At 39.6% G+C, this 18089-nt stretch carries 13 protein-coding genes; 10 read left to right on the top strand and 3 right to left on the bottom strand.

Going from position 1 to position 18089, the window contains the following annotated elements:
* Positions 1-83: 83 nt before the first annotated feature.
* On the top strand, positions 84-509 hold the full coding sequence (locus tag SJ312_RS08250; RefSeq protein WP_110592179.1) for a DUF2946 domain-containing protein: 426 nt from the start codon (positions 84-86) through the stop codon (positions 507-509).
* A gap of 182 nt (positions 510-691) precedes the next feature.
* On the top strand, positions 692-2725 hold the full coding sequence (locus SJ312_RS08245) for a TonB-dependent copper receptor (RefSeq protein WP_319867394.1): 2034 nt from the start codon (positions 692-694) through the stop codon (positions 2723-2725).
* 49 nt (positions 2726-2774) lie between these two features.
* Here SJ312_RS08245 and SJ312_RS08240 read toward each other — a convergent pair whose 3' ends face one another.
* On the bottom strand, positions 2775-3659 hold the full coding sequence (locus SJ312_RS08240) for a helix-turn-helix domain-containing protein (protein WP_137018922.1): 885 nt from the start codon (positions 3657-3659) through the stop codon (positions 2775-2777).
* Between the two features lie 899 nt (positions 3660-4558).
* Between SJ312_RS08240 and SJ312_RS08235 the strand changes: the two genes are divergently transcribed.
* Positions 4559-4813: a helix-turn-helix domain-containing protein gene (locus SJ312_RS08235; protein WP_004262164.1), complete on the top strand. Its 255-nt coding sequence runs from the start codon at positions 4559-4561 to the stop codon at positions 4811-4813.
* Between the two features lie 110 nt (positions 4814-4923).
* On the opposite strand, the gene SJ312_RS08230 is transcribed toward SJ312_RS08235, so the two are convergent.
* The gene (locus tag SJ312_RS08230) at positions 4924-5706 is read right to left on the bottom strand and encodes a hypothetical protein (RefSeq protein ID WP_319867390.1); all 783 of its coding nucleotides are present in this window, start codon (positions 5704-5706) and stop codon (positions 4924-4926) included.
* Between the two features lie 437 nt (positions 5707-6143).
* Entirely contained in the window at positions 6144-6980 is an 837-nt protein-coding gene (locus tag SJ312_RS08225) for a MurR/RpiR family transcriptional regulator (RefSeq protein ID WP_036958475.1), read from the bottom strand.
* Positions 6981-7373: 393 nt separating this feature from the next.
* On the opposite strand from SJ312_RS08225, the gene SJ312_RS08220 reads away from it, so the two are divergent.
* The 7 genes from SJ312_RS08220 (at position 7374) to SJ312_RS08190 (ending at position 18066) form a co-directional block, all read left to right on the top strand.
* Positions 7374-8885: a CoA-acylating methylmalonate-semialdehyde dehydrogenase gene (locus tag SJ312_RS08220; protein ID WP_165879851.1), complete on the top strand. Its 1512-nt coding sequence runs from the start codon at positions 7374-7376 to the stop codon at positions 8883-8885.
* Positions 8886-8897: 12 nt separating this feature from the next.
* Positions 8898-10835 (top strand): 3D-(3,5/4)-trihydroxycyclohexane-1,2-dione acylhydrolase (decyclizing), encoded by a 1938-nt coding sequence (gene iolD / locus SJ312_RS08215; protein WP_175427114.1) that lies wholly within the window; start codon positions 8898-8900, stop codon positions 10833-10835.
* Between the two features lie 583 nt (positions 10836-11418).
* Positions 11419-12405 carry an inositol 2-dehydrogenase gene (gene iolG / locus SJ312_RS08210; protein WP_004262138.1) on the top strand — a complete coding sequence of 329 codons (987 nt, stop codon included), beginning with the start codon at positions 11419-11421 and terminating at the stop codon, positions 12403-12405.
* 393 nt (positions 12406-12798) lie between these two features.
* Positions 12799-14205: a sugar porter family MFS transporter gene (locus SJ312_RS08205; protein WP_004913304.1), complete on the top strand. Its 1407-nt coding sequence runs from the start codon at positions 12799-12801 to the stop codon at positions 14203-14205.
* Positions 14206-14259: 54 nt separating this feature from the next.
* Positions 14260-14688: a PTS sugar transporter subunit IIA gene (locus SJ312_RS08200; RefSeq protein ID WP_004262128.1), complete on the top strand. Its 429-nt coding sequence runs from the start codon at positions 14260-14262 to the stop codon at positions 14686-14688.
* Between the two features lie 314 nt (positions 14689-15002).
* Positions 15003-16136 (top strand): Gfo/Idh/MocA family protein, encoded by a 1134-nt coding sequence (locus tag SJ312_RS08195; protein ID WP_110592176.1) that lies wholly within the window; start codon positions 15003-15005, stop codon positions 16134-16136.
* Between the two features lie 25 nt (positions 16137-16161).
* Positions 16162-18066, top strand: coding sequence for a bifunctional 5-dehydro-2-deoxygluconokinase/5-dehydro-2-deoxyphosphogluconate aldolase (locus SJ312_RS08190; protein ID WP_110592175.1), 1905 nt, complete (start codon positions 16162-16164; stop codon positions 18064-18066).
* Positions 18067-18089: the final 23 nt, after the last annotated feature.

Raw genomic sequence — 18089 nt, 5'->3', positions numbered from 1 at the left:
AATGGTGAAAATTAATAACATCTACCCTCCAAATAAGATACAATTTCGCGCTATACAATTCGTACTGAGATAACGGAAAAACGTTGCACCTGCGCCCTTTTATCAAACAGCTATCCGCTTATCTTGCTTTGCTTGCCATTGTTATGCTGTTTATTGCTCCACTGGTTTCTAAATCCATGGTGCATATGAACACTTGTGCAAATATACAAAGTGAGATGTCGGACCAATCGATGCATTCGCATCATAGTATGCCAATGCCTGAAAATTGTGACGTTTCTACACCAATGAATCATATGTTAATGACGGGGATGGGGCAGTCTCCGATGGAAGACATTGCATGTGGTTACTGTCAGTTATTGGTCCACTTTCCATTTCTTATCTTATTTATTGCTGCGGTTATTCGACAACTCGCCACGCTGACTCTATTTGTTCCTTTTGAGCGCTACGTTCACATTTGGTTATTTAGACCATGGTCATTACATCTCGCTAGAGCCCCGCCTATTTACTGATGTCTTAGCATGATAAATCTTACAAATTAATTTAATTGCTATTTTTGCCTTTATTGTGTAAAGCGTTTTCGTTCATCTTGAATTTCTTTGATTTTTAAGAGGTTCACCCACGGGGGCTGAAAATGCATTTGCAAGCTAAGAGGCGAAAGCAGCGTACCTATATTCTAAGAAACAGGTAAAAAATGAACACACACGTTTTTAAAGTGGCTCCTATTGCAACGCTGGTTATTAGTGCGATTTTTACAGCACCTACAGTCGCTAAAACTGAAATCAACCAAAGTCCAATCTCAAATAGCTCAGTGATGATTGTTACTGCGCCAGTCGATTCACCATTGACTATTACGACATCCCCTAAAACACCAAGGCAGCCCGTCCCTGCGAGTGATGGTTCTGATTACCTTAAAACGATCCCAGGCTTTTCACAGATACGTAACGGTGGAACTAACGGAGATCCGGTTTTTCGTGGCATGTTTGGGTCTCGTTTGCGTATTTTAACCAATGATAGTGAAATGTTGGGTGCATGCCCTTCTCGTATGGATGCACCGACTTCTTATATTTCACCGGAAAACTTTGATGTATTAAATATGATTAAAGGGCCACAAACTGTTTTATGGGGGCCTGGGAATTCAGCAGGAACAATCCGGTTTGAGCGCGAAAAACCGCTATTTACTGAAGCAGGTATTAAAGGCAACGCAAGTGCCTTAACGGCATCTAATGAGCGCTGGGATGGTAATGCTGATATTAGCTTAGGTAATGAAACGGGTTATGTTCGTGTTATTGGTAATAAATCACGTTCAAATGATTATAAAGATGGCAATGGTGATAAGGTTCCCTCTAAATGGGATAAGTGGAACGCTGATATTGCTATCGGCTGGACGCCAGATGAATATACATTATTAGAATTAACCGCTGGTAAAGGCGACGGCGAAGCTCGTTATGCAGGGAGGGGAATGGATGGCTCTCAGTTTAAACGTGAAAGCTTAGGCTTACGCTTTGAAAAGAGTAATATCGGTGATGTTTTAGATAAAGTTGAAGCAAATGTTTACTACAATTACGCCGATCATATTATGGATAATTACTCGCTTCGTACTCCATCAGGCGGTGGAATGGGGGGCGGGCATATGGGGCATAGAGGCCACGGTATGATGAATATGCCAATGAAAATGCGAGTTGACCGTGAAACCATGGGCGGCCGTACCATGGGAACATGGTTATGGAAAGACTATGAACTGCGTGCAGGGGCTGACATGCAGACCAATAAACATCGTAAAAACAATAATAATAGCTGGAAAAAAGATGCACAATTCCAAGATTATGGTGTTTTTAGTGAGCTAACTTGGCATGCGACTGAGCAAGGTAAAGTTGTTAGCGGGACTCGTTTAGATCGTGTGATAGTTGAAAATAGTACAGGCGTAGGCTCTTCAGGGCGTAATACGGTGATGCCAGCGGGCTTTGCGCGTTATGAGCATTCTTTATCTGGTACACCTGTTATGGTATATGCTGGTGTCGGCTATACAGAACGTTTTCCTGATTATTGGGAGTTGTTTTCGCCTAAACTCGGACCAGATGGTAGCAATAATGTGTTTGATAAGCTAAAAACAGAAAAAACGACTCAGTTAGATATTGGTGCTAAATATAGCCATGAAGACACCAATGCATGGGTTTCTGCGTATGTGGGACGTGTTGATGATTTTATTCTCTTCCGTTATAGCGCGACAAACCCGCGAATGAGCCAAGTTGAAAATGTTGACGCATTAATTATGGGCGGAGAGCTCGGTATAGCACAGAAACTCAGTGATGAATGGAAAGCCGATGCAAGTCTTGCTTACTCTTGGGGAGAAAATCGTACAGATGGCAAAGCGTTACCGCAAATGCCACCATTGGAAAGCCGATTTGGCTTATCGTGGGAAAAAGGTGATTGGACTACGACAGGTTTAGTACGCGTTGTTAGCCGTCAAAATCGTGTTGCGATTAATGATGGTAATGTGGTGGGGAAAGATTTTAGCAAGAGTGCAGGTTTCACAATATTTTCATTAAATACAGCGTATAAAATTAATGAAAATATGAAATTAAGCGCAGGCGTTGATAACCTTTTTGATAAAACCTATAGCGAGCACCTTAATTTAGCTGGAAATAGCGGTTTTGGTTATTCATCCAATGTACCAGTGAATGAACCAGGGAGAAATTTCTGGGCAAAAATTAATGTGAGTTTTTAATTGTTAGGCTAGCATCCCATACAGTATTCGTATGGGGTGCTGCTAGTCGTTAAATAATAACAGGAATATAGTAATTTAGCTCTTGGATGAAATTGCGTGAATCATTAATGAATGCTTCATAAGTGGGTTTGGATTTTAGGACATATTGCTCTATATCAGGCCCTTTACCACGGACGATATCCATTTCAGCAAGTACTTTCCCATAAGCAGTATAAATAATATCATTGTAATCTATACCATGAAGGCTACTGGTGATCTTGATTTCTAAATAATTTCCTGCGGGTAACTGTAAGTTGGTTGTTTGCGGAAGTGCAATATCAACATCTTGTTCATCTAGAGCCGTGGTATATAGGAAATGGCCTTCTGCATTAGTACTTTGATCAACACCGTGAATGGCGTATAAATGCTGTGTGACATAATGGTTTTTATTGAAGAAATCCATCCAATAGTGTCGGCGTAGCTCATCCGTTTTTAGGTTCCACTCATTAATATCTTTAGTGTAACGATGTTTAGTTCCGAGTAAATTGATGGCTGGCAATTGAGTCAATTTAACTTGAACACTGAGCTCTTTATTCTCTCGTAGAGGTAAGCAAAACCCTTCAATTTTCCAACCCTGTCGTTTTCTGTATTCAGAAGGGGTCAGATTAAATTGTTTTTTAAACGCACGGCAAAAAGTTTGTTGTGAGTCAAAACGGTACCTCAGAGAAATATCCATTATGCTGTCATTTGTTAGCCGTAGTGCGACAGCAGAACAAGAAAGGCGCCTTGCTCGGATATAGGAACCAAGTGCGAGCCCTGTTTGGTTCTTAAACAGGCGCTGAAAGTGCCATTTGGTGTATCCTGATTTATCGGCAACAGTATCTAGGGATAGGCGAGATTCTAAATTTTGTTCTATCCAGAGAATGATTTCCCTGATAACAATTTCTTGTAGCATGATTATCCTTTCAGGTCTCTTTTACTTACCAACAAAATAGCAAGCCATATAATATAGCAATGTTATGAATTGTAAGTACTCATAGGTGCTCGTAATAGGATACCATGCTAACTGACAATTTTATTAAAAAGATGTGAAGTTAAGTAAGTATTGGGCGGTGGAAACATAGGTAGATTGCTTGAGTACACCTATCTAGCGTTTACATAATTTGTCTAATTTTTACGTATTGTGGTATAGACTGAAGGTAATGAACATGGCATAAATGCAGTGGAGTGAATTTTTTTACCGAAAATAGCCAGGTGTGATAATTAATTTTAGATATTCAGAATAAGAGCAGGTTAATGTAAGGCACTAATATGAAAAGGTGATTTAGCTTTATAGACTAATATGAAAATTTTTATATTTAATACCTAAATTTAATGTTGTTATTCGACTAATAAATAAAAAAAAGCGCCTTTTTTTATGATTGAAAAAAAATTTCTTTATTATAATTATGTTCTGGAAACTTATTGATACGCATGAATACAAATTGTCACGAATTTCTTAAGGTTATAACATTAAATCAGTCAAGATAATTTTATTAAATTGAAAATGTAAGTTAGAATTTTGGTTAAATTGAAAATGTAATTTTGAAGTCGTTGGCTTATTACAGTGTAGTTTTCTATACCTATTTAGGTTATAAAAATAACGTGATCAGAATCACAGTTAAAAAGAAAGCGATATAGCCATACATATCAGTATTTTATATGGTTGTTGATTTTTTAATTCATTAATGGATTGTCTTTAAATGACTTGTTTAGTTAGAGTTTTATTATTATAAGTCAATTTATAAATTTATGGTTGGTGATAGTTTACGCACCGGTTAATAATATTCATTTTAATATTTAATAGAGGTTATTATGGGGAAGGAAAACATTGCTAAAATGCTAGGGATAAAAATCCGAAAACAACGAGAAAACCATAAGATATCGATAGAACGAATGGCGAGTTTAATTGGTGTAACAGAAGAAGAAATGAGTCGATTTGAGACTGGAGAAAGTTGTATTGATGTCGATTCACTATTTCAATTTGCTTATCTTTTTAATGTTGATCCCGCTTCTTTTTTATATGGCGTTGTCAATGTGAATAGTGGTACATGTAGTTCAATACACTGATTATAAGTAATTTTAGAATGTAACATTAAGCGGTATAGTATTGTTATATCATTCGTGAGCATAATAATATTAACTGTTACTATCAGAATTATCTTTATATTTCGTAATAATCAAATATATCCATAAGTATTTAGCTGTTTTATTACTATAGCTGTTAGTTTATTGGCGCGACTCCATTGATTAATTTTGGCTAGTTTTGTGTTGCTACCGAGTCTTAAAACAAATTGGTCGAGTTGCTCTACAATAAAATTATTTTGATTAATCTCTTGATATGTTTCATTAAAAGAGAGTTTTTCCTTTATCTCATATCGGTTATTATATTGTTTTAATGACAGTTTGTCTAAAATCTTCCCCGTATTGAAAAAGATTTCAAATGAAACCAATAAACCGTTTTCTTGGCGTAAATTAATCATCAATACATCGCCATCGGTTCTTTTAGTAAAGGGATGTGAGTATTGAATAGCGGGGGATGAAAGGACAAAATCAGGCATCAAGGATAACAATAATTCTATGTTTTTTGTGATGGTGTTTCGTAGTATATTGAATGGTAATTGATTTTCAGTTTCTATTATTCGGTGCGCTGTGATACGCAATAACCCTGTTTCGGTACCACGTTTAGACATTAAAGACGCTTTTATTTGATTGAACTGGTTATCAAAGCTAAGAGGTTGGTTATAATCAATCAATACATCATGGCGCATTGCTTGCTTTAATACCTCCTTCAATTCGTTTTCACTAAAGTTGGGGATATCATTCAATAGGATATCTTTTCCGGCAGATACCGCAGTCTGAATTGCAAATCTTAGTAACTCATCACTGCAAGTGGATGTCATTATAATGCAGTCAACGCCATCATTATTGATCAACTCTTCTATCTTTTTCTTTTGACACATAAAGTAAGTCATAGAAGGTAGATATGGAGACAAATGGCAAATTGACTTTAGCTCACTATGATGAGCGCAGCATTTTATCGCATTTATATAAAGTTGGTTATAAGGTGCAGTGCCGATTAAACCAATACCAGAGCGATTAAGTGACGTGACAGAATGCTGCTCTTCAAGTAAACGAAGGTGGCCGAGTAAATAAAGAAAGTGTGTATTTGCCCTTATTCTTGGTTTTATCTAACACGAGATATAATCCCAACATAGCAGGGTGAAATAATAATTTCATTTCATTGTCTTTTTAGAATTTGTATTTTCTGATGAGACTCACAAATTAAAGAAAAAAATGAAACTTAATTAGTTTTTAATAATGACGTCTACGTTAATTAGAGAAAGGACTGGAAGAGGCTCTGAATTAATGGAGGTGTTTAATTACAGAGCCATATATCTTAGACTAAGCTGCTGCCCTGACGGTAGGCTAATGCAACGGTCAGTGATTGTGCTAAACATAAGGTGGCTGATTGCGAACGAAATGCATCTACTTGGGCTTCTTTGATAACAAAACAAACATCGCTAAAACTTGCCAAAGGGCTAATTTGGCTGTCAGTAATAACGATTTGCTGCGCACCTGCTTGGGCCGCCTTCTCACTTACCATGACAGTTTCCGAAGCGTAAGGCGTGAAACTGATTGAAATAACGACGTCATTTTCACTGATCCTGCTGATCTGTTCCTTGAACATTCCGCCAAGCCCATCAATAAGTACTGGGCGACATTCTAAATGGCTAAGAGCGTAACTTAAATACGTTGCAACGCTGAATGAGCGACGCAAACCGATAATATAGATATTTTGTGCATTTGCTAATAACGATACGGCTTTTTCGATATCTTCAGCAGGGGTTCTGGCTGCCATTTGTTGTAAAGCTTGGGCGTTAGAATGAGCGAACTCCTTCAAAATTTGGGAAGGGTCATCTCCCAGTTCTTGGGAGCCGTCCATTTCACGAAACATGCGGGCTCTATCTGTGTAGCTGGCCGTTTCTTCAACGAGGTTCATACGAAACAATTGTTTCATTTCATTAAACCCACTGAAATTAAACGCATTTGCAAAGCGGATTAGAGTCGAAGGCGGAACCTTAGCCTCTTTCGCAATGACGGCAACTGTATCAAATGCGACACTATTCGTATTATCTAACACATAGCGTGCTACTTGCTGTAGCCGTTTACTTAATTCGTCATACCTTGAGCGAACTTGCTCTTGAAACTCATTTAAATTTGATGCACTTGACATATAACCTCCAGAATTTGGCTCTAATTGTAGTTGTTTTACGGCGTTAGTCGAATCTTTTTGAAACACTTAGTTCATATTTAAAAATTTTCTTTTTTTAGGATCTTAAAATAATTTGAATTTGGGATAATAAATTGAACAGCTTACATCAATTTGTTCTCTTATTTTCTTGATGGAAAGAAAGCCATGTTTAGCCCAATACAAAGGAAAAATAGCCAATAAATAAGTGATGGACATAAGTTTAAAATAGGTGTTTTTTAGCCGCGATTAAAAATTTCATAAAAACTTTGTCTAGATCACATAAATTGAATGTTATTTCAAATTTAGTTGTAAATGAAACAAATATTTCATATACATTGAGTAACAAGGTAACTCTGTCAGCTAAAGAGAGGCAACATGGAACAGATTCATAATTTCATTGGTGGTGAGATAGTATCCAGCAAAAGTGGGCGTTTTGCACCGGTATTCAACCCAGCAACGGGTGAGCAAATTGCTCAGGTTGTACTTAGCAGTGCCGATGAAACAAAAAAAGCAATTGAGATTGCGAATAAAGCATTCCCTAAATGGTCAAAACTTTCCCCTTTGAAACGTTCCCGGATCTTATTCAAATTTAAAGCATTGCTGGAAGAGAATATGGATGAACTGGCTCGTTTAATTTCAAGAGAACATGGTAAAGTTTTTTCTGATGCGGTAGGTGAATTAACTCGTGGTTTGGAAGTCGTTGAATTTGCATGTGGTATCCCTCACTTACAAAAAGGTGAGCACTCAGCCAATGTTGCTACCGGTGTTGATAGCCACTCATTAATGCAACCTCTGGGGGTATGTGCGGGAATTACACCATTTAATTTCCCAGCAATGGTACCGATGTGGATGTTCCCAGTGGCTATTGCAACAGGCAATACCTTTGTTTTAAAACCATCAGAAAAAGACCCTTCTTTAGCATTAGGATTAGCTAAATTATTAAAAGAAGCAGGTTTACCTGATGGCGTATTTAACGTTGTTCAAGGGGACAAAGAATCTGTCGATGTGCTCTTAACTGCGCCAGAAGTCCAAGCCGTTAGTTTTGTTGGCTCAACACCTATTGCTGAATATATTTACACGACGGCATCTGCTCATGGCAAACGCTGTCAAGCACTCGGTGGTGCTAAAAACCATTGTATCTTAATGCCGGATGCGGACATGGGGCAGGCGGCTAATGCCATTATGGGCGCGGCATTTGGTGCAGCGGGCGAACGTTGTATGGCATTATCTGTAGTCTTAGCCGTCGGTGATGAAACAGCAGATGCGCTCATTGCTAACCTGAAAGGTCAAATTGCTAAAATGTCCGTCGGGCCAGGTATTACGCAAGGCAAAGAAAATGATATGGGTCCCGTCATTTCAGTACAGCACAAAGCTAAAATCTGTGACTATATTACTAGCGGTGAAAAACAAGGTGCGACGTTATTAGTTGATGGCCGTGATTTTAAAGTGAAAGGCTTCGAAAATGGTTATTTTGTAGGACCAACATTATTTGATAATGTCACTCCTGAGATGGACATTTATAAAGAAGAAATTTTTGGGCCTGTCTTAGCCGTAGTGCGTGTTCCAGACTTCGAAACGGGTTTGAAACTAATTAACCAACATGAATATGGAAATGGAACGGCTATTTTCACCCGTGATGGTGAAACGGCTCGTGAATTCCAAGAAAATGTCCAAGCTGGAATGGTTGGGATCAACATACCGATTCCAGTACCGATGGCATTCCACAGTTTTGGTGGTTGGAAACGTTCTATTTTTGGTCCATTAAATGTACATGGAAATGATGGTGTTCGCTTCTATACTCGCATGAAAACAGTCACTAGCCGTTGGCCTGCAAGTGTTCGCTTAGAACACCATGAAAGTAGTTTCACAATGCCTACCATGGAATAAATGGAGACCCGTATGAATAAGCAGAAAATGACGACAGCTCAAGCGTTGGTTAAATTTCTAAACCAACAATATGTTGATGTTGATGGTGAGCAGTATCCGTTTATTCAGGGAGTATTTACGATTTTTGGCCATGGTAACGTTGTGGGTTTAGGTCAGGCGCTCGAAGAGGCGCCTGGGCATCTACGTGTTTATCAAGGTTGCAACGAGCAAGGCATGGCACATATTGCGACAGGCTTTGCCAAACAAAAAAAACGTAAACAAATTTTTGCGGTTACGTCCTCTGTTGGCCCAGGTGCTGCGAATATGATCACAGCTGCCGCAACAGCTACGGCGAATCGCATCCCACTGTTATTACTACCTGGCGATACTTTTGCAACACGTCAGCCAGATCCCGTTTTGCAGCAAGTTGAACAGTATGGCGACGGAACAATAAGCACGAATGATTGTTTTCGACCTGTCTCACGCTATTGGGATAGGATTTCACGGCCTGAACAGCTAATGGCAGCCATGGTTAATGCAATGCGGGTGTTAACGGATCCTGCGGATACTGGCGCGGTAACCATTTGCCTACCTCAAGATGTTCAAGGCGAGGCGTGGGATTACCCCGATTATTTTTTCCAAAAACGCATCCATCGTATTGAACGTAGACCACCGACAACGGTGAGTATCGAAGAAGCCGTTCATCTGATCCGCAGTAAGAAAAAACCATTACTCATCTGTGGTGGTGGGGTACGTTATTCCGAAGCTCACGAGGCATTTTTACAGTTTGCTGAAGATTACCGTATTCCATTTGGCGAAACCCAAGCGGGTAAAAGTGCCGTCGTTGCTAGTCATCCCTTGAATATGGGTGGAATTGGCACTACAGGTGGGTTAGCCGCAAACTTGTTAGCTAAAGAGGCTGATTTAGTTATTGGTGTTGGCACCCGCTTTACGGATTTTACCACCGCATCTAAATCTTTATTTAGTCATCCAAATGTAACCTTCTTAAATATCAATGTTGCGGAATTCGATGCAAGTAAGTTAGATGCTTTGAAAGTGGTTGCAGATGCCAAAGAAGCACTTCAAGCACTGGATATAAAGCTGAAAGATTCTCACTATGAAGCTCAGTGGGGGGATGAAATTCAGCAGTCTAAACAACAGTGGAAAAATGAGCTGGAGCGCTTGTTTAGTATACAGTATCGGCCATTAGATTTTGTCCCTGAAATTGCAGGCCATCTTGATGATAAACTTGAAGAATACCGTAAAACGCTAGGTACAGAACTGGCACAAACACGGGTGCTAGGCTTGATGCAGCAATACATGGAAGACGATGCCATTATTGTGGGGGCAGCAGGTTCATTACCGGGAGATTTACAACGTATTTGGCTACCAAAACAGCGAGATACTTATCATCTTGAATATGGTTATTCATGCATGGGGTACGAAATTGCCGCCGCTGTTGGTGCTAAAATTGCAGCGCCGAAACAACCAGTTTATGCGATGGTCGGAGATGGTTCTTATTTAATGCTACACAGTGAATTACAAACCGCGATTCAAGAGAACATTAAGATCACCATCTTATTGTTTGATAACGCGGGATTTGGTTGTATTAATAACCTGCAGATGAGCCAAGGCATGGGAAGTTTTGGTACAGAGAACCGACATCGAAACCCACAGACGGGGTTGATGGATGGGCCGTTAGTGAAGGTCGATTTTGCTAAAAACGCAGAAAGCTATGGCTGTAAAAGTTATCGGGTACATGATGAGGAACAATTGATTGCCGCACTGAAAGACGCGAAGTCCCATTCGGGCTGTGTATTGATTGATATTAAAGTACTTCCGAAAACAATGACCGATGGTTATGAAGCTTGGTGGCGCACAGGCACGGCACAAGTTTCTAAAAAGCCTCAAATAGTTGCTTCCGCTGAAAAAATTAAACAGATGGTTGAAAATAAAGTTCGTCTTTATTAATCAACATATTGCGCTAGTGCCTTATAGTGTCAAAATAACTCGACGGTGTTTTACCGTCGAGGAATGTTTTTCGTTTTCTTAATGAGTCAGATGTGTAACTAAGTAGGGTAGTTACTGGAAACTTAGCAGGGATTGCTTTGGTTTTTATTTGCATAGTGGTTATCACTTGCCGTTCTATATTCGTCATACTTCAAGTTAAATGGGGATAGCGTTACGCTCATCGCCAATACAACTCGAATCATTTTGGATTATATACCCAGCTTTGGCTGGGTTTTTTTTATGGTTTTTATAGTTTAAAAATTTATTTATTGAAATATATGTTTTATTGCGAGGTAGGGAAAGAACAAAAAAAGAAGTTATGGAAATTTAATATGCCGACAAACACAGACTTTATTGTTAAATGCTATTCGCTTGCATTGTCAATTTGTGATCTGAATAACACTAAAAATACACTTTAATATAACATTTGTTATCTAGAGCCCAAAAATATAATTTTCAAAAAATTATAAATTGAAATGAACGTTTTATTTGGTATATTCCGTAATATCCAAATAGTGGATTTAAGGTATCAAGGAGCATTTGAATGTTCAACATAGCACTATTCGGCGCAGGACGTATCGGACAGGTTCATGCTGTTAATATTGCCGGCCATAAAGAAACCAAACTTTACTCTGTCATCGACCCTTACCAACCCAATGCGGTTGCCTTGGCTGAAAAATACCAAGCCAAAGTTCAGACAACAGAAGAAGCAATGCAAGACCCTAATATACAGGGTGTTTTAATCGCTTCAGCCACAGATACTCACGCTGATCTAATCGAACTAGCAGCCAAACATAAAAAAGTGATTTTCTGTGAAAAACCTGTTCACCTCGACCTTGAGCGTGTGAAGCAGTGTTTAAAAAGCGTAAAAGAACATAACGTTCCACTGTTTATTGGTTTTAACCGTCGCTATGATCCTCAATTTCGCCACTTGAAAAATTTATTCCAACAAGGCGCGATTGGTAAAGCAGAATCTTTAATTATCACATCTCGTGACCCGTCACCACCACCTGCAGAATATGTTAAAGTCTCCGGTGGTATGTTCAGAGATATGACTATTCATGACTTTGATATGGCGCGCTTTATGATTGGCGAGGAGCCTTGCTCTGTCTACGCACAAGGCAGCAATGTTGTTGACCCTGCGATCGGCCAAGCCGGTGATATTGATACCGCGTTTATTATCTTAAAATTCCCATCAGGCGCAATGGCGACCATCTCTAACAGCCGTCGTTCAGGTTATGGCTATGACCAACGCATTGAATTACATGGTGAAAAAGGATTATTAACGGCTGGTAATATTAAAGAGAATAGTGTTGCGCTGTTAAGTGAAGTTGGGTGCTTATCGGCCAAGCCAGAGTATTTCTTCTTACAACGTTACCACGAAGCATACCAAGCAGAGTGGCAGCATTTTGTTGATATCTTAGCAGGCCGTGCGGAATCTGAAACGACAGGGACCGATGGTGAATTGGCTTTATATCTTGCAGACAAAGCACTGGAGTCACTCAAAACAGGTAAAGAAGTTAAATTGTAATTAATGCGGTAATACTATTTAACTTGATTATAGACTTGCGGTTAAAAATTAATTTTTGGCCGCAATAGTAAATATATTCATTTATTAATGAGTATATAAAATACTGATATTACATTTTATTTAATACTCTTTAGGCTTTCAATATTCCGAGATTAATTGAGGCTTTTTATAATCTTACTTTCTTTAATTTAACTGATGTATTCATCGTTTTAAATTTGCGAAATCTATTTTCAAAGAGTTTATCGATCAGGCCTAAAGCTAGCAAAGTAGCGATTCAAACCAGAGTGCCAGAAACTTATTTCATTATTTAATATTTAACATTAAACATTTATTTAAATATTGAAAAATTGTTTTTTTGGTAAGACATAATGATTCAAATAATAAGGTAATAATATGTCATTAATCATGAATCTCAATCAACAACAGAGAAAAAGGTTGCACCAAATAACCTTGGTTGCAACCTTTGGTGGATTACTATTTGGTTATGATACTGGTGTCATTAACGGTGCATTTTCATCACTGAAAGAAAACATGGGCTTAACGCCAACCACAGAAGGGCTGGTAATGAGTGTCCTATTAGTGGGCGCAGCACTAGGCAGTGTTTGTGGTGGACGTGTAGCAGACTTTGTCGGGCGCCGTACTTATTTGCTTTACCTCTCATTTCTGTTTTTATTTGGGGCATTTTTATCTGCGGCAGCCCCAAATATTGAAGTTCTTCTTATTGCTCGGTTTATATTGGGCTTTGCGGTGGGTGGTGCCTCTGTGACGGCACCGACATTTATTTCTGAAGTGGCTCCGACTGAAATGCGGGGGAAACTCACTGGGTTAAATGAAGTTGCTATTGTTATCGGGCAGCTAGCAGCATTTGCTATTAATGCGATTATCGGTTCAATTTGGGGCCATCTTCCTGATGTTTGGCGTTATATGCTGTTAGTACAAGCCGTGCCAGCGTTGTGTTTGCTATTTGGTATGTGGAAAGCGCCTGAAAGCCCACGTTGGTTAATGAGTAAAAACCGTCGTGAAGAAGCCTTGAAAATACTGAAGCAAATTCGTCCTGAAAAACGTGCAATTCAAGAATATGAAGATATCGTGACGTTATTAGATGTTGAAGCTGCGGAAGCTAAACGTCATCCGAATGCCAATAAACAAAATTTAGCGTTAATTTTTAATACACCTTGGATTTTTAAATTGGTTTTAATTGGGATGGTGTGGGCGGCATTACAGCAAACAACTGGGGTTAACGTTATTATGTATTATGGCACAGAAATTCTCAAAACAGCGGGTTTTTCTGAGCAAACATCTTTAGTTTTCAACGTATTAAATGGTGTTTTTTCTGTTGGTGGTATGGTGATAGGGGTGTTATTCCTTGTTGACCGATTTAAACGTAAGACACTGATTGTTGGTGGTTTTGCGCTAATGGCATCGTTACACTTATTAATTGCAGCTACAGACTACTTTTTAACCGGGGATGTTAAAGCAACATTAATTTGGTTACTTGGCGCGGTGTTTGTTGGGGTTATGCAAGGAACGATGGGCTTTTTAACGTGGGTGGTACTTGCTGAGCTATTCCCACTTAAAATTCGCGGGTTATCCATGGGGATCTCGGTCTTCTTTATGTGGATTATGAATGCGATTGTGAGTTATTTATTCCCTGTATTACAAGCAGAACTTGGTTTAGGTCCGGTATTCTTAATTTTTGCGGTAATAAACTACTTAGCTATCGTTTTTGTCGTGAAGTTATTGCCAGAAACATCAAACAAATCATTAGAGCAATTAGAAGAAGAGCTCTCATCAATGTAATTATTACTTATTGGTGGTGTGAATATACCTAATTAACTTAATCGAGGGTTGGATATGATAGAACAACTAACCACAAGTAATTTGCATTTAGGTTGTCAGGCAAGAAATAAAGCTGAAGTACTCAAAATGGTTGGTACGGAATTTAAAAATAAAGGTTATGTTGATAGGGATTGTGTACATTTCTTAACGGAAAGGGAGCAACAGATATCAACATTCTTGGGGAATGGCATCACGTTGCCACATCTACCTAAGTCCGCCAATGATATTATCTTGCATACCGGTGTTGAAATTTTTCAATTTCCTGACGGTGTTATTTGGGACAGAACCAATGTGATGTTTATTGCCATAGGCGTGATTGCAAAATCAAGGGAACATATTGATGTACTTAGGGAAATTGCGTTGATTTTTAGTGACGAATTTATTGCCAATGCACTGTCTCTGACCTCAAGTAAAGAAGAGTTTTTAAGTATTCTTCATCGTTAATTTTTAGTTCTGAAGAGAGTATGGGATCTTGCCAGATCCCATACTCAATAAATTTCATTTTTAGTTATTCTATTTCATTTTATTCCATCTCATCACGACTCTATTATTTTTCCTTTCTTTAAATTTAATATTTATTTTCTTATAAATTAATTAATTACACTAAAAATTAACGTTAGATCACATAATGAAATTAATGTTTCTAATAATATTGAAAATGAAACGAATGTTCCGTATAACATCATTATTGAAATAAAATCTGGAACGAATATTGGGCCAGCTATTGCACTACAAGAAATGAGCGAGAGGTAGAACAGATGAAAGAGATCCGTATCGGGATGATAGGTACTGGCTATATAGGACGAGCTCATGCCATTGCTTATGCACAAGCACCAACCGTTTTTCCATTGCAGGGGAAATTGGTTCGCGAAATGATTGCAGAAATTACCGCTGAGCTAGCACAAACCCGAGCTCAGGAAATGGGTTTTAATCGTGCAACGGATGACTGGCGCAAATTAGTTGCAGATCCAAATATTGATGTAGTGGATATTTGCTCGCCTAATTTCCTGCACAAAGAAATGGCAATGGAGGCAATTAAGCATGGTAAACATGTTTATTGTGAAAAACCATTAGCACTCAATTCTGAAGATGCCAAAGAAATGGTCGAAGCGGCTAAACAAGCCGGCGTCTTAACGTTAGTGGGTTTTAACTATATGAAAAACCCAACTTCGCAGCTAGCCAAAGAAATCATTGCAAATGGCGAAATCGGGGAAGTTATCCATTTTTATGGCACTCATAATGAAGATTATATGGCTGAGCCTAGCGCCCCAATTCACTGGCATTGCTTTAAAGAAAAGGCAGGGTTAGGTGCTTTGGGGGACTTGTCTGCACACATTATTAATATGGCGCAATTCCTAGTAGGGGATATTGAAACCGTCTGTGGTGATATGGAAATTGTGATTAAACAGCGCCCTGAAAAAACGGGTTCAACCGTTATGGTTACGGTTGAAAATGAAGACCAAGCGCATGCCATGGTACGTTTTGCTGGTGGCGCAATGGGCGTCATTGAAACTTCACGAATCGCAGCTGGCCGTAAAATGGGGCTAACCTATGTGGTGACCGGCACCAAAGGAACGTTGTCTTTCACTCAAGAAAGAATGGCAGAGCTAAAGCTCTATCGCCATGATGAACCTAGCAACCGCCAAGGTTTTAAAACAATTTTTGTTGGACCAGAACACCCGGATTATGCACCATTTTGTAATGCTGCAGGTCATGGTATTGGCTTCAATGACCAAAAAACAGTTGAAGTGCGTGATTTAATTGATGGCGTTGCAACAGGGCAGCCAATGTGGCCTGATTTTGAAGAAGGCTGGAAAGTATCACGAATATTAGACGCGATAGCACGTTCATATGACGAACAACGTTGGGTTAACGTTAAAGAAATCAATTAATTCTGTTGTAGTTAAGGGGTAATTAATGGATAAGCAGAAGAAGTTAGATGTTATCTGTATGGGCCGTATTGCCGTTGACCTGTACGGACAACAGATAGGTTCTCGTTTAGAAGATGTGAGCTCGTTTGCCAAATATTTAGGCGGCTCTTCAGGAAACGTTGCATTCGGCACTGCAATACAAGGATTGAAATCATCAATGCTTGCCCGTGTGGGGGATGAACACATGGGGCGCTTTTTACGTGAGGAGTTACAGCGTGTAGGCTGTGATACTAGCCATCTTATTACAGACAAAGACAGATTAACGGCCTTAGTTATCTTAGGGATTAAAGATCAGGATACTTTCCCATTAATTTTCTATCGTGATAACTGCGCAGATATGGCGATTACGCCAGACGATTTCTCTGAAGAATATATTGCATCTGCACGCTGCTTGGCAATTACAGGAACGCATTTATCTAACCCGAAAACTCGCGCGGCAGTACTAAAAGCGTTGGAATATGCTAAACGTAATAATGTCAAAACAGCCATTGATATTGATTATCGCCCGGTCTTATGGGGACTGACCTCTTTGGGTGATGGTGAAACGCGTTTTATTGCTTCCGATAGTGTCACGCAACAACTGCAAGACGTATTATCGATGTTCGATTTGATTGTCGGTACAGAAGAAGAATTTCATATTGCAGGCGGGACGACGGATACCGTACAAGCACTTAAGAACATTCGCCAATTAACGGATGCGGAACTGGTGTGTAAACGCGGCTCTCTTGGCTGCTCGGTATTTAGTGGTGAGATCCCAGAAACGTTGGACGAAGGGATCACCGTTCATGGTGTGAGAGTTGAAGTTCTCAACGTATTAGGTGCCGGTGATGCATTTATGTCTGGCCTACTTCGCGGTTATCTAAACGGCGATGGTTGGGAAAAAGCCTGCGCTTATGCGAATGCTTGTGGGGCTCTAGTGGTTTCGCGCCATGGCTGTGCGCCTGCAATGCCAACAAAAATCGAGTTGGATAATTACCTTGAGCGTGCAGCTGCAGTTCCACGCCCAGATCTTGACCCGATGCTTAACCATTTGCACCGTGTGACTTCACGTAGCACACAATGGAATGAACTTTGTGTTATGGCATTTGACCACCGCATTCAATTTGTTGATATGGCACGCCTCGCAGGGGTTGATATCTCTTGCATTCCAACCCTGAAAAAATTGATTTACCGCGCTAGTAGTGAAGTGGCCGAAGAGGCAAATCTGCAGGGGAAAGCAGGGTTACTCTGTGATAGTACATTTGGCCAAGACGTATTGAATGATGTAACCGGCCGTGGTTGGTGGATAGGCCGCCCAATTGAGCTACCTGCGTCAAGACCATTATGCTTAGAGCATGGGAATATTGGCTCTCAGCTGATTAGCTGGCCAAAAGAGCATATTGTCAAATGTTTGGTATTTTTTCACCCAGAAGACAACCATCCACTGCGCTTAGAGCAAGAAAAAACGGTTCAAGAAGTGTATAGCGCTTGCTGCCAATCAGGGCATGAATTGTTGCTCGAGGTGATATTGCCCGCAGATATGGAACGCAACGATGAGCTGTATTTACGCGCAATCAAACGCTTCTATAACTTAGGTATAAAACCAGATTGGTGGAAATTACCACCACTACAAGCGCAAAACTGGGATGCAGTTGATCAATTAATTCAAGAACGTGACCCTTATTGCCGCGGTGTCGTGCTCTTAGGACTTGACGCACCACAAGCTGAGCTACAAGCAGGCTTCAACGCAGCCGCTGGGAAATCAATCGTCAAAGGATTTGCTGTTGGCCGCACTTTATTTGGTAAGCCTTCGTTGGAGTGGATGAAAGGTGAAATCAATGACGATGAGCTGGTGCAGAAAATCAAAACCAATTACTTAAACCTGATAGCCTTATGGCGTCAGCGTAAATAATATTACTTTTACCTACACAGGAG

It is taken from the genome of Providencia sp. CIM-Carb-044 (assembly GCF_033901115.1).
Taxonomy (GTDB): Bacteria; Pseudomonadota; Gammaproteobacteria; order Enterobacterales; family Enterobacteriaceae; genus Providencia; species Providencia hangzhouensis.
Note: the sequence above shows the minus strand (reverse complement) of the source record. Positions and strands in the feature narration are given on the sequence as shown.

What these genes read in the sequence shown, in the direction of transcription:
- SJ312_RS08205 (WP_004913304.1), top strand. Translation starts at nt 12,799, where the DNA reads ATGTCATTAATCATGAATCTCAATCAACAACAGAGAAAAAGGTTGCAC.
- iolG (WP_004262138.1), top strand. Translation starts at nt 11,419, where the DNA reads ATGTTCAACATAGCACTATTCGGCGCAGGACGTATCGGACAGGTTCAT.
- SJ312_RS08245 (WP_319867394.1), top strand. Translation starts at nt 692, where the DNA reads ATGAACACACACGTTTTTAAAGTGGCTCCTATTGCAACGCTGGTTATT.
- iolD (WP_175427114.1), top strand. Translation starts at nt 8,898, where the DNA reads ATGAATAAGCAGAAAATGACGACAGCTCAAGCGTTGGTTAAATTTCTA.
- SJ312_RS08225 (WP_036958475.1), bottom strand. Translation starts at nt 6,980, where the DNA reads ATGTCAAGTGCATCAAATTTAAATGAGTTTCAAGAGCAAGTTCGCTCA.
- SJ312_RS08240 (WP_137018922.1), bottom strand. Translation starts at nt 3,659, where the DNA reads ATGCTACAAGAAATTGTTATCAGGGAAATCATTCTCTGGATAGAACAA.
- SJ312_RS08195 (WP_110592176.1), top strand. Translation starts at nt 15,003, where the DNA reads ATGAAAGAGATCCGTATCGGGATGATAGGTACTGGCTATATAGGACGA.
- SJ312_RS08190 (WP_110592175.1), top strand. Translation starts at nt 16,162, where the DNA reads ATGGATAAGCAGAAGAAGTTAGATGTTATCTGTATGGGCCGTATTGCC.
- SJ312_RS08230 (WP_319867390.1), bottom strand. Translation starts at nt 5,706, where the DNA reads ATGTGTCAAAAGAAAAAGATAGAAGAGTTGATCAATAATGATGGCGTT.
- SJ312_RS08200 (WP_004262128.1), top strand. Translation starts at nt 14,260, where the DNA reads ATGATAGAACAACTAACCACAAGTAATTTGCATTTAGGTTGTCAGGCA.
- SJ312_RS08235 (WP_004262164.1), top strand. Translation starts at nt 4,559, where the DNA reads ATGGGGAAGGAAAACATTGCTAAAATGCTAGGGATAAAAATCCGAAAA.
- SJ312_RS08220 (WP_165879851.1), top strand. Translation starts at nt 7,374, where the DNA reads ATGGAACAGATTCATAATTTCATTGGTGGTGAGATAGTATCCAGCAAA.